Here is a 12,514-nt window from a genome sequence, read left to right on the forward strand (position 1 = left end):
TCAGGAGAGACCGGTGTCAGACGTCCGTGTGATCATCCAGCGCGATTCCGAGCGGGAAGAACGCGTGGTGACGACGGGCACTACGGCCGCCGAGCTCTTCGCCGGCGAGCGTTCGATCATCGCCGCGCGCGTCGCCGGCGAGCTCAAGGACCTGTCGTACGCCCTGTCCGACGGTGACGAGGTCGAGGGCGTCGAAATCTCCTCCGAGGACGGTCTGAACATCCTGCGCCACTCCACCGCGCACGTCATGGCGCAGGCCGTGCAGGAGCTGTTCCCCGAGGCCAAGCTGGGCATCGGCCCGCCCGTCAAGGACGGCTTCTACTACGACTTCGACGTCGAGAAGCCGTTCACGCCCGAGGATCTCAAGGCCATCGAGAAGAAGATGCAGGAGATCCAGAAGCGCGGGCAGCGCTTCTCCCGCCGCGTGGTCACCGACGAGGCCGCCCGCGAGGAGCTGGCCGGCGAGCCGTACAAGCTGGAGCTGATCGGCCTCAAGGGCTCCGCCTCGTCCGACGACGGCGCGGACGTCGAGGTCGGCGCCGGTGAGCTGACGATCTACGACAACCTCGACGCCAAGACCGGCGACCTGTGCTGGAAGGACCTCTGCCGAGGCCCGCACCTGCCGTCGACCCGCGCCATCCCGGCGTTCAAGCTCATGCGCAACGCGGCCGCCTACTGGCGCGGCAGCGAGAAGAACCCCATGCTCCAGCGCATCTACGGCACCGCCTGGCCCACCAAGGACGAGCTGAAGGCGCACCTGGAGTTCCTCGCCGAGGCCGAGAAGCGCGACCACCGCAAGCTGGGCAACGAGCTGGACCTGTTCTCCATCCCCGAGCAGATCGGCTCCGGCCTGGCCGTCTTCCACCCCAAGGGCGGAATCATCCGCCGGGTCATGGAGGACTACTCGCGCCGCCGCCACGAGGAGGAGGGCTACGAGTTCGTCTACACCCCGCACGCGACGAAGGGGAAGCTCTTCGAGACCTCGGGCCACCTGGACTGGTACGCCGACGGCATGTACCCGCCCATGCAGCTCGACGAGGGCGTGGACTACTACCTCAAGCCCATGAACTGCCCGATGCACAACCTGATCTTCGACGCGCGCGGCCGCTCCTACCGCGAACTGCCGCTGCGCCTGTTCGAGTTCGGGACCGTGTACCGGTACGAGAAGTCGGGCGTCGTGCACGGCCTGACCCGGGCCCGCGGCTTCACGCAGGACGACGCGCACATCTACTGCACCCGTGAGCAGATGTCGGAGGAGCTCGACAAGACGCTCACCTTCGTGCTGAACCTGCTGCGCGACTACGGCCTGACCGACTTCTACCTGGAGCTGTCCACCAAGGACCCGGAGAAGTTCGTCGGCTCCGACGAGGCGTGGGAGGAGGCGACCGAGACGCTGCGCCAGGTCGCCGAGAAGCAGGGCCTCCCGCTGGTCCCGGACCCGGGCGGCGCCGCCTTCTACGGCCCGAAGATCTCCGTCCAGGCCAAGGACGCCATCGGCCGCACCTGGCAGATGTCGACCATCCAGCTCGACTTCAACCTGCCCGAGCGCTTCGACCTGGAGTACACGGGCGCGGACGGCAGCAAGACCCGCCCGGTCATGATCCACCGCGCGCTGTTCGGCTCCATCGAGCGCTTCTTCGCGGTGCTCCTGGAGCACTACGCGGGCGCCTTCCCGGCCTGGCTCGCCCCCGTCCAGGCGGTCGGCATCCCGATCGGCGACGCGCACGTGGAGTACCTGGAGAAGTTCGCCGCCGCGGCCCGTCGCAAGGGCCTGCGCGTCGAGGTCGACTCCTCCTCCGACCGCATGCAGAAGAAGATCCGCAACGCCCAGAAGCAGAAGGTGCCCTTCATGGTCATCGCGGGCGACGAGGACATGTCGAACGGCTCGGTGTCCTTCCGCTACCGCGACGGCTCGCAGGAGAACGGCATCCCCTTCGACGAGGCCATCGCGAAGATCCTGAAGATCGTCGAGGACCGCACGCAGGTCTGATCGCACGGCGCGAGGCCCCCGGGATCTCCCGGGGGCCTTTGCCGTCCCCCCAGCTCGACGCCATATGCTGCACTGCATGACGAGTGAGCCGGAGCAGCAGCTGGGAGTCGGGACGCAGGACGCGTTCCAGCGTCTGTGGACCCCCCACCGGATGGCCTACATCCAGGGGGAGAACAAGCCGACCGGCCCGGGCGCCGGCGACGGCTGCCCCTTCTGCTCGATCCCGGCCAAGTCCGACGAGGACGGGCTCGTCGTCCGCCGCGGCGAGCAGGTCTACGCGGTGCTCAACCTGTACCCGTACAACGGCGGGCACCTGATGACCGTGCCCTACCGGCACGTCGCCGACTACACCGACCTCACCGCCGCGGAGACCGCCGAGCTCGGCGAGCTCACCAAGCAGGCGATGACGGCCCTGCGCACGGCCTCCGGCGCGCACGGCTTCAACATCGGCATGAACCAGGGCTCGGTGGCGGGCGCGGGCATCGCCGCGCACCTGCACCAGCACATCGTGCCGCGCTGGGGGGGCGACACGAACTTCATGCCGGTGGTGGGCCACACGCGGGTGCTGCCGCAGCTCCTGGCCGACACCAGGAAAATGCTGGCCGAGGCCTGGCCGAGCAGTTAGCTCGGCCCGCGGGCAGGGCGCTGGGGCTCCCCCTGCTCGAAGAGATCGGGGGAGGCACCCCGCAGCGCCGGGCCGCGCACCCACCCGCGCCCCGGCCGCAACGCAGGGCACCTCGCCCACTCACCACGCAGGGCACCTCACCCACTAAGCAAGCAGGGCACCTGACCCACTAGGCGTCGTACACATCCGCCTTCTTCGGCGAGGCCTCCTGCACGGCCCCGCTGAGCGCCGCCGACCGCGCACCGAACTTCTCCACGCTCACCCCGTTCTCCCGCAGCACCTTCAGGGCCGCGGCGTGCACCACGCGCAGCACCGGCGTGGCCGCCCGCAGCGCGTCGTCCGCCATGAACCGGTGCCGCCACGGCTGGTCCGCCCACGCGTGCCGCAGACCGAAGGGCTCCGGCAGCGTGAGGCTGCCGCCGAGCCAGTTCAGCAGCGGCGGGTACCAGGTCAGCGGGGCGCGCGCGGCCAGCCGTACCACCTCGTCGGCGTCGACCAAGGGCAGCTTGACCGTGCGGGTCTCCCAGAAGCGCAACGACTTCTGGACCGTCTTCTCCCGAGCCGCGGGCTTCTCGTTGAACAGCGGGTTGACCGGCCCCAGCGCGTGCCCGGTGACCTCGATGCGCAGGGTGTCGTGCAGCACCGTCACCGTGATCAGCATCGTGATCACCAGATGGCCGTCCCACAGCGTCCACTGCACGCCCAGGTAGTGCCGGTCGCCGCTGCCGAACTGCTGCTTGTTGCAGATGTCCTGCACGGCGTGCGTCCGGACCGTGTACGCGTCGACGTCCGTGCCGCTCGGCCGGGACACCTCCGTCGCGTTCTCGCCGATCGGCGTGACGATCCAGTGCGTGATGGACGGCTTCGGGAAACCGCCGGTGTTGATCGACGTGCGCTCCAGCATGGCCAGACCGCCCTGGATCGCCACGATCACGTCCCAGCTGCGGAAGGGGTGGAACTCCTTGCCCGGCTCGGCCGGCACCAGCTCCTCCGCCAGCTGCCAGCTGCCCCAGCGCGTGCCCATGCCGAGTATGCCCTTGGGGCCCGCGTAGAAGACCGAGTTCGAGCGCTGCTCGGCGGCCAGGCGGGCCAGCTCCTTGCGGACCTGCTCGGCGGCGTCGCCCGGGTTGCCGGGGACCGCCTCGGGGATCTTGGCGCCGACCCCGCCGCCCGACAGCATGCTCGACCAGCGGTCCCGCAGATCCCGTGCCGTGCGCTCACAGACGTGCTTGGCCCAGAACCAGCCCACCACCGGCATCAGGACGCACGCGCGCGCGTACCAGCCCCAGAATCCGGTGAACGGCATCTTCAGCAGGAACAGCACGGCCAGCGCGCCGATGGCGACCAGCAGGGTCGTGGCCAGGGCGCCGGCGCGCTTGTCCTCGCGCTTGGCCATGGTGGTGCGCAGCGTGAACACCAGCAGCCACACGAGGAAGCCGGGCAGGAAGAGCAGGCCGCACAGCACCGTGATCACGGAGAGCGTGTTGTCCCGGTCGCGGCGGATGCGGTGGGCCGCCAGGCAGTGCTCGACGACGACCTGGGGCTCGATGCCGAAGGACTGGATGACCGGCTTGCGCCCCACGCCCAGCATGCGGTCGATCACCGCACGCGAGAAGGCCTCACCGAGCCGGGGGCGGAAGATCTTCGCCCAGGACCGCGGCGGCGTCACCTTCGACTGGTGCCACTCGTTGTCGGCGGCCAGGATCTTGGCGACCTCGTCGTCACGGTAGGCCGCCGCGGCCAGGGCGTACGTCGCCGCCGTCTGGCCGCTGGCACCCGCCAGGGGCACCTGGGCCCCGGGACTGAAGTCGAATCCGTCCGTCACTGCCGCCCCCATCGCCGCCGCATCCGCATCTGCGGCCTTCCCGACTTCCGCTCCGCGCACACCTGTTGATCAGGTCATCAGCGTATCCGCCCGCACCCGCGCGCGTCGGCGGACGGCCGTCAAGCCGTCCGCCGACGCGGAGGGAAGCCCTCACCAGGTCACTTGGCGGCGCCCGGCGCCAACTACACGACCGCGTGCGCCTCTTCGCGCACCCGTTCCGCCACCTGCGCCGGCATCGGTTCGTGCCGCACGTAGCGGCGGCTGAAGCGGGCCGCGCCGTGCGTCATCGACCGCAGGTCGATCGCGTACCGGCCGATCTCGATCTCGGGCACCTCGGCCCGGATCAGGGTGCGCCCGCCGGGCGTCTGCTCGGTGCCGAGCACCCGGCCGCGCCGCCCCGACAGGTCGCTCATCACGGCGCCCACGAAGTCGTCACCGATCAGCACCGACACCTCGGCCACGGGCTCCAGCAGATGGATCCTCGCCGCGGCGGCGGCCTCCCGCAGCGCCAGCGCGCCGGCCGTCTGGAACGCCGCGTCGGAGGAGTCCACCGAGTGGGCCTTGCCGTCCAGCAGCGTCACGCGCACGTCGATGAGCGGATGCCCGGCGGCGATCCCCTTGGCGGCCTGGGCGCGGACGCCCTTCTCCACCGAGGGGATGAACTGCCGGGGCACCGCCCCGCCGACGACCTTGTCCACGAACTCGATGCCGGAACCGCCCGGCAGCGGCTCGACCTCGATCTCGCAGATGGCGAACTGGCCGTGCCCGCCGGACTGTTTGACGTGCCGGCCGCGCCCGGCCGACTTGTGCGCGAAGGTCTCGCGCAGGGCCACCCGGTGCGGTACGACGTCGACCTGGACGCCGTAGCGGCTGCGCAGCCGCTCCAGGGCGACGTCCGCGTGCGCCTCGCCCAGGCACCACAGGACGACCTGGTGGGTGTCCTGGTTCTGCTCCAGCCGCATCGTCGGGTCCTCGGCGACCAGCCGGGCCAGGCCCTGCGACAGCTTGTCCTCGTCCGGTTTGCTGTGCGCCTGGATGGCCAGCGGCAGCAGCGGGTCCGGCATCTGCCAGGGGTCCATCAGCAGCGGGTCGTCCTTGGCGGAGAGCGTGTCCCCGGTCTCGGCGCGGCTCAGCTTGGCCACGCACGCCAGATCACCGGCGATCACGTGGGACACCGGGCGCTGCTGCTTGCCGAACGGCGTGGACAGGGCGCCGATCCGCTCGTCCACGTCGTGGTCCTCGTGCCCGCGGTCGGCAAGACCGTGCCCGGAGACGTGGACCGTCTGGTCGGCGCGCAGGGTGCCGGAGAACACGCGGATCAGCGACAGCCGGCCCACGTACGGGTCGGAGGACGTCTTCACGACCTCCGCGACCAGCGGGGCGTCCGGGTCGCACGGCTTGAGCTCGCGCGGCTCGCCGCCGACGGTCGTCACCCGGACCGTCTCGTGCTCCAGCGGGGTCGGGAAGCCGCCGGTGATCAGCTCCAGCAGTTCCACCGTGCCGAGCCCCTGCCGGGCGCCCCCGGCGGCGGGGGCGGCGGCCAGGACGGGGAAGAACGCCCCGCGCGCCACGGCCCGCTCCAGATCGTCGATCAGCGTCCCGACCTCGACGGGCTCCCCGCCGAGGTAGCGGTCCATGAGCGTCTCGTCCTCGCTCTCCGAGATGATCCCCTCGATGAGCCGGTTGCGGGCCTCCTCGATCAGCGGCAGCTGCTCCGCGCCCGGCTCGGACTCCTTGCGCTCGCCGGTGGAGTAGTCGAACAGCTTCTGCGACAGCAGCCCGATCAGCCCCGTCACGGGCGCGTGCCCGTCGGACGCCTGGGGTCCGTGCAGCGGCAGGTAGAGCGGCAGGACCGCGTCCGGGTCGTCCGCGCCGAAGGCCTCCGCGCAGCTCCGGGTCATCTCCTCGAAGTCGGAGCGCGCCGCCTCCAGGTGCGTGACGACGATGGCCCGGGGCATGCCGACCGCCGCGCACTCCTCCCACACCGCGCGGGTCGATCCGTCCACGCCGTCCGAGGCCGAGACGACGAAGAGGGCCGCGTCCGCCGCGCGCAGACCGGCCCTGAGCTCACCGACGAAGTCGGCGTATCCGGGGGTGTCGAGGAGGTTGACCTTGATGCCGTCCCAGGCGACGGGCACCAGGGAGAGCTGCACCGAGCGCTGCTGCCGGTGCTCGATCTCGTCGTAGTCGGAAACGGTGCCGCCGTCCTCGACGCGGCCCGCCCGGTTCACCGCCCCCGCCGTGAGGGCGAGGGCTTCGACCAAGGTGGTCTTGCCCGATCCGGAGTGGCCGACCAGCACCACGTTCCGTACGGACCGGGGGTGGTCGGCCGCCTGTGCCCTGCCGGCGGCCCCTGGGTGTGTCTGTCCCTTGTCGCCCATGATCCTGCCTCCCGTGCACGGTGAGGTCCCTGTGGGCGCGGGCACGCGGATCCTCCCCGGACTCCGTCCGGGAGGTGCCCCCAGCGGTGGCGGCTCCGGCGACGCCCGCGGTCATTCGACCTTCCCACCGTCGTCACGGCGCGTCCATACGAACGACGTCATCGCGCCTCCCACCGGCGCCCCACCGTCGCCCGGCCGGTTCCCCCGAAAGGGGTCAGGGTGCCCGCACCTCACCCGCACGCGCGCGTGGCTACGATGGGCCAGCCGGTGGCCAGCAGGGGCCAGACGGCGACACCGACCCTCGGGAAGGCCATGCTGAACAAGTACGCGCGTGCATTCTTCACGCGTGTCCTCACACCGTTCGCCGCGTTTCTGATCCGCCGGGGCGTCAGCCCCGACACCGTCACGCTCATCGGCACCGCCGGTGTGGTCGCGGGCGCGCTGGTCTTCTACCCCATGGGCGAGTTCTTCTGGGGCACGGTCGTGATCACGCTGTTCGTGTTCTCCGACCTGGTCGACGGCAACATGGCACGCCAGCTGGGCCGCTCCAGCCGCTGGGGCGCTTTCCTCGACTCCACGCTCGACCGGGTCGCCGACGGCGCGATCTTCGGCGGCTTCATCCTCTGGTACGCGGGCGGCGGCGACGACCTCGTGCTGTGCGCCGTGTCGATCTTCTGCCTGGCCAGCGGGCAGGTGGTGTCGTACACCAAGGCCCGGGGCGAGTCGATCGGACTGCCGGTGGCCGTCAACGGACTGGTGGAGCGCGCCGAGCGACTGGTGATCTCGCTGGTCGCGGCCGGTTTCGCGGGCCTGCACAAGTTCGGCGTCCCCGGCATCCAGTACCTGCTGCCGGTCGCCCTGTGGATCGTCGCCGTGGGCAGCCTCGTCACGCTGATCCAGCGGGTCGTCACCGTCCGCCGGGAGTCCGCCGAGGCCGAGCAGGCGGCGGCCGCCACGCAGGACGCCGCCGCGCAGGGCGACGGTGGCGGGCAGCGCAACGCCTCCCACGGGAGCGAGGCGGCCACGTGAGCGCACAGGACCGGCTGACGGACGCGCTGTACGGGCTGGGCTGGGGCACGGTCAAGAAGCTCCCCGAACCGGCCGCCGTACGGCTCGGACGGACCATCGCCGACCTGGCCTGGAAGCAGCGCGGCAAGGGCGTGCAGCGGCTGGAGGGCAACTACGCGCGCGTGGTGCCCGGCGCGAGCCCCGAGCGGCTGGCCGAACTCTCACGCGCGGGCATGCGCTCCTACCTGCGCTACTGGATGGAGTCCTTCCGCCTCCCCGCCTGGAGCGAGCAGCGCATCAGGGCGGGCGTCGACGTCAAGGACCTGTACCTCCTGACCGAGGGCATGGCGGCGGGCAAGGGCGTGATCCTCGCCCTGCCGCACCTGGCCAACTGGGACCTCGCCGGCGCCTGGGTCACCACGCACCTGGGCATCCCCTTCACCACCGTCGCCGAGCGGCTCAAGCCCGAGACGCTCTACGACCGGTTCGTCGCCTACCGCGAGGGCCTCGGCATGGAGGTCCTGCCGCACAGCGGCGGCAGCGCCTTCGGCACCCTGGCCCGGCGGCTGCGCGACGGCGGCCTGGTCTGCCTGGTCGCCGACCGCGACCTGTCCGCCTCCGGCGTGGAGGTCGGCTTCTTCGGCGACACCGCCCGGATGCCGGCCGGGCCGGCCCTGCTCGCCCAGCAGACGGGCGCCCTGCTGCTGCCCGTCACCCTCTGGTACGACGACTCGCCCGTGATGCGCGGCCGTGTCCACCCGCCCGTCGAGGTGCCCGAGTCAGGCACGCGCGCCGAGAAGACGTCCGTCATGACACAGGCGCTGGCCGACGCCTTCGCCACCGGCATCGCCGACCATCCGGAGGACTGGCACATGCTGCAGCGGCTGTGGCTCGCGGACCTCGACCCCGCCAAGGGGCGCCCGTGAGGATCGGCATCGTCTGCCCCTACTCCTGGGACGTGCCGGGCGGCGTCCAGTTCCACATCCGCGACCTCGCGGAGTACTTCACCCGCCTCGGCCACGAGGTGTCCGTCCTGGCCCCCGCCGACGACGACACCCCGCTGCCGCCCTACGTCGTCTCGGCGGGGCGCGCCGTGCCCGTGCCGTACAACGGCTCGGTCGCCCGGCTGAACTTCGGCTTCCTCAGCGCCGCCCGGGTGCGCCGCTGGCTGCACGACGGTTCCTTCGACGTGATCCACATCCACGAGCCGACCTCGCCGTCCCTGGGCCTGCTGGCCTGCTGGGCCGCCCAGGGCCCGATCGTGGCCACCTTCCACACCTCCAACCCGCGCTCCCGGGCCATGATCGCCGCCTACTCGATCCTCCAGGCCGCGCTGGAGAAGATCAGCGCGCGGATCGCGGTCAGCGAGTACGCCCGCCGCACGCTGGTGGAGCACCTCGGCGGGGACGCGGTCGTCATCCCCAACGGCGTCGACGTCGACTTCTTCGCCCAGGCCGACCCCAAGGCCGAGTGGCAGGGCGACACGATCGGCTTCATAGGGCGCATCGACGAGCCCCGCAAGGGTCTGCCGGTGCTCATGAAGGCCCTGCCGAAGATCCTCGCCGCGCGCCCCGGGGCCCGGCTGCTGGTGGCCGGACGCGGCGACGAGAAGGAGGCCGTGGAGTCCCTGCCCGTCGAGCTGCGCTCCCGTGTGGAGTTCCTCGGCATGGTCAGCGACGAGGACAAGGCCCGCTTCCTGCGCAGCGTCGACCTGTACGTCGCGCCCAACACGGGCGGCGAGAGCTTCGGCATCATCCTGGTCGAGGCCATGTCGGCCGGCGCCCCCGTCCTCGCCTCCGACCTGGACGCCTTCGCCCAGGTCCTCGACCGGGGGGCGGCGGGCGAACTGTTCCCCAACGAGGACGCCGACGCCCTGGCCGACGCGGCCGTCCGCCTCCTGGACGACCCGGAGCGGCGCGCGGAACTGCGCGAGCGGGGCAGCGCGCACGTACGGCGCTTCGACTGGTCGACGGTCGGCGAGGACATCATGTCCGTGTACGAGACGGTCACGGCGGGCGCGGCGGCGGTGGCCGAGGACGAACGGACCACCGGTCTGTGGGGGCGGCTGGGCCTGGCCCGCGACTGACGCCGCGGCGACGCCCCACAGGTGACGCGGTGGGCTGCCCTGCCTGCCTGCCTGCCTGCCTGCCTGCGTGCGGGCCGGGCCGGGTGGGCGCGTGGGGTGTCCCGGGGTGCCCCCGCCCCACGCGCCCTGCCTGGGCGACGCCAGGGGGCAAGGCCGCGCGGGCGCGTTCGTCCGACGCGTCCGTCCGGCCGGTGCGGCCTGTATCGGGGGTCGACGAGGCCGTCCGGGCCGGCGAACGGGGACCGGGGCGGCAGCCCCCTGAAGGCCCCGGCGGGAACCCGGCCTCGGGGAGACACCCCGGCCGACTGCGCGGAGCGCCCCGGTAGCCTCTTGGCCCGTGACCGCAACCCTCATCTGGATCCTCGTCGCCCTCGTGGTGATCGGCCTCTACCTCAGCTGGACGGCCGGGCGGCTGGACCGGCTGCACGCGCGGATCGACGCCGCGCGCGCCGCGCTCGACGCGCAGCTGCTGCGCCGCGCCTCCGTCGCCCAGGAGCTGGCCACCTCCGGGGTGCTCGACCCGGCCGCCTCGATCGTCCTGTACGAGGCCGCCCACGCCGCCCGGCAGGCCGAGGAGGAGCAGCGGGAGGTCACCGAGAGCGAGCTGACCCAGGCTCTGCGCGCGGTGTTCGAGGAACCCGCGCAGGTGGAGGCCGTCCGCGAGGCGCCCGGGGGAGAGGAGGCGGCCCGCGAACTCACCGAGGCGGTGCGCAGGGTGCCGATGGCCCGGCGTTTCCACAACGACGCCGTGCGCGCGGCCCGGGCCCTGCGCAGGCACCGCAAGGTGCGCTGGTTCCGGCTGGCCGGACACGCCCCGTTCCCCATGGCCTTCGAGATGGACGACGAACCTCCGGCCGCCCTGGTCGACCGGGCCGCCTGACCCCGCCGGGGGACACGGGTCGCCCGTCTCGTCCACCGGTGGTTCCCGGCCGCGTCGCCGAAAAGGATCCACGGCGTTCCCATTGGCCCTTGCTGTGGCCTGCTTCCCTCACGTTTCCTCGGTGCTGCAGAAACCCTCTTTCCCATCAGCGAGGTCACCCGTGTCCATCTCCGAAAACCAGGCTCCCGAGACCGGCACCGCCCGTGTGAAGCGCGGCATGGCCGAGCAGCTCAAGGGCGGCGTCATCATGGACGTCGTCACCCCGGAGCAGGCGAAGATCGCCGAGGACGCGGGCGCGGTCGCCGTCATGGCGCTGGAGCGGGTCCCGGCCGACATCCGCAAGGACGGCGGCGTGGCCCGCATGTCCGACCCGGACATGATCGAGGGCATCATCGAGGCCGTCTCCATCCCGGTCATGGCCAAGTCCCGCATCGGCCACTTCGTCGAGGCCCAGGTGCTGCAGTCCCTCGGCGTCGACTACATCGACGAGTCCGAGGTCCTCACCCCGGCCGACGAGGTCAACCACTCCGACAAGTGGGCCTTCACCACCCCGTTCGTCTGCGGTGCCACCAACCTCGGCGAGGCCCTGCGCCGCATCGCCGAGGGCGCCGCGATGATCCGCTCCAAGGGCGAGGCCGGCACCGGCAACGTCGTCGAGGCCGTCCGCCACCTGCGCCAGATCAAGAACGAGATCGCCAAGCTCCGCGGCTTCGACAACAACGAGCTGTACGCCGCCGCCAAGGAGCTGCGCGCCCCCTACGAGCTGGTCAAGGAAGTCTCCGAGCTCGGCAAGCTCCCGGTCGTCCTCTTCTCCGCCGGTGGCGTCGCCACCCCCGCCGACGCCGCGCTCATGCGCCAGCTCGGCGCCGAGGGCGTCTTCGTGGGCTCCGGCATCTTCAAGTCGGGCGACCCGGCCAAGCGCGCCGCCGCCATCGTGAAGGCCACGACCTTCTACGACGACCCGAAGATCATCGCGGACGCGTCCCGCAACCTCGGCGAGGCCATGGTCGGCATCAACTGCGACACCCTCCCCGAGACCGAGCGCTACGCCAACCGCGGCTGGTAGTTCCATGAGCACTCCTGTCATAGGCGTCCTGGCCCTCCAGGGCGACGTACGGGAGCACCTCGTCGCCCTGGCCGCGGCCGACGCCGTGGCCAGGCCGGTGCGGCGCCCCGAGGAACTCGCCGAGGTGGACGGCCTGGTCATCCCCGGCGGGGAGTCCACCACCATCTCGAAGCTGGCCGTCCTGTTCGGGGTGATGGAGCCCCTCCGCGCGCGCGTGCGGGACGGCATGCCCGTCTACGGCACCTGCGCGGGCATGATCATGCTCGCGGACAAGATCCTCGACCCGCGCTCGGGCCAGGAGACGGTCGGCGGCATCGACATGATCGTGCGCCGCAACGCCTTCGGACGGCAGAACGAGTCCTTCGAGGCGGCCGTCGACGTCACGGGCGTCGAGGGCGATCCCGTGGAGGGCGTCTTCATCCGCGCCCCCTGGGTGGAGTCCGTCGGCGCCCGGGCCGAGGTGCTGGCCGAGCACGACGGTCACATCGTCGCCGTGCGCCAGGGCAACGCGCTGGCCACCTCGTTCCACCCGGAACTGACCGGCGACCACCGCGTCCACGCCCTGTTCGTCGACATGGTGCGGGCGAACCGGACAGCCGAGTCCTTGTAGGATTCCTGCGTTCGTTGCTGAGATGGGTTACGCGAAGGAGACA

The 12,514-nt window shown here is 71.7% G+C and carries 10 protein-coding genes; 8 read left to right on the top strand and 2 right to left on the bottom strand.

Features of this window, described 5'->3' with window-relative positions:
* Positions 1 to 13 precede the first annotated feature (13 nt).
* Positions 14 to 1,990: a threonine--tRNA ligase gene (gene thrS / locus ACZ4M5_RS19910; protein ID WP_467738517.1), complete on the top strand. Its 1,977-nt coding sequence runs from the start codon at positions 14 to 16 to the stop codon at positions 1,988 to 1,990.
* Positions 1,991 to 2,054: 64 nt separating this feature from the next.
* Positions 2,055 to 2,615, top strand: a complete 561-nt coding sequence (locus tag ACZ4M5_RS19915) for an HIT family protein (RefSeq protein ID WP_467738519.1) — start codon at positions 2,055 to 2,057, stop codon at positions 2,613 to 2,615.
* A 169-nt stretch (positions 2,616 to 2,784) separates the two neighbouring features.
* On the opposite strand, the gene ACZ4M5_RS19920 is transcribed toward ACZ4M5_RS19915, so the two are convergent.
* Positions 2,785 to 4,452 carry a hypothetical protein gene (locus ACZ4M5_RS19920; protein WP_467738521.1) on the bottom strand — a complete coding sequence of 556 codons (1,668 nt, stop codon included), beginning with the start codon at positions 4,450 to 4,452 and terminating at the stop codon, positions 2,785 to 2,787.
* Between the two features lie 170 nt (positions 4,453 to 4,622).
* Complete coding sequence (locus tag ACZ4M5_RS19925) at positions 4,623 to 6,821, bottom strand: elongation factor G-like protein EF-G2 (protein ID WP_467738523.1); 2,199 nt, start codon at positions 6,819 to 6,821, stop codon at positions 4,623 to 4,625.
* 255 nt (positions 6,822 to 7,076) lie between these two features.
* Between ACZ4M5_RS19925 and pgsA the strand changes: the two genes are divergently transcribed.
* From pgsA to pdxT, 6 genes are all read left to right on the top strand, one after another.
* Positions 7,077 to 7,850, top strand: coding sequence for a phosphatidylinositol phosphate synthase (gene pgsA, locus ACZ4M5_RS19930; protein WP_467738758.1), 774 nt, complete (start codon positions 7,077 to 7,079; stop codon positions 7,848 to 7,850).
* Positions 7,847 to 8,755, top strand: coding sequence for a phosphatidylinositol mannoside acyltransferase (locus ACZ4M5_RS19935; protein ID WP_467738525.1), 909 nt, complete (start codon positions 7,847 to 7,849; stop codon positions 8,753 to 8,755). The genes pgsA and ACZ4M5_RS19935 overlap by 4 nt, the downstream gene beginning before the upstream one ends.
* On the top strand, positions 8,752 to 9,915 hold the full coding sequence (locus tag ACZ4M5_RS19940) for a glycosyltransferase family 4 protein (protein ID WP_467738527.1): 1,164 nt from the start codon (positions 8,752 to 8,754) through the stop codon (positions 9,913 to 9,915). The genes ACZ4M5_RS19935 and ACZ4M5_RS19940 overlap by 4 nt, the downstream gene beginning before the upstream one ends.
* A gap of 337 nt (positions 9,916 to 10,252) precedes the next feature.
* Positions 10,253 to 10,795: a LemA family protein gene (locus ACZ4M5_RS19945; RefSeq protein WP_467738529.1), complete on the top strand. Its 543-nt coding sequence runs from the start codon at positions 10,253 to 10,255 to the stop codon at positions 10,793 to 10,795.
* Positions 10,796 to 10,955: 160 nt separating this feature from the next.
* Positions 10,956 to 11,861, top strand: coding sequence for a pyridoxal 5'-phosphate synthase lyase subunit PdxS (gene pdxS, locus ACZ4M5_RS19950; protein WP_467738531.1), 906 nt, complete (start codon positions 10,956 to 10,958; stop codon positions 11,859 to 11,861).
* Positions 11,862 to 11,865: 4 nt separating this feature from the next.
* Entirely contained in the window at positions 11,866 to 12,471 is a 606-nt protein-coding gene (pdxT, locus tag ACZ4M5_RS19955) for a pyridoxal 5'-phosphate synthase glutaminase subunit PdxT (RefSeq protein WP_467738533.1), read from the top strand.
* The last annotated feature ends 43 nt before the right edge of the window (positions 12,472 to 12,514 follow it).

The organism is Streptomyces sp. NPDC026246, from assembly GCF_055567995.1.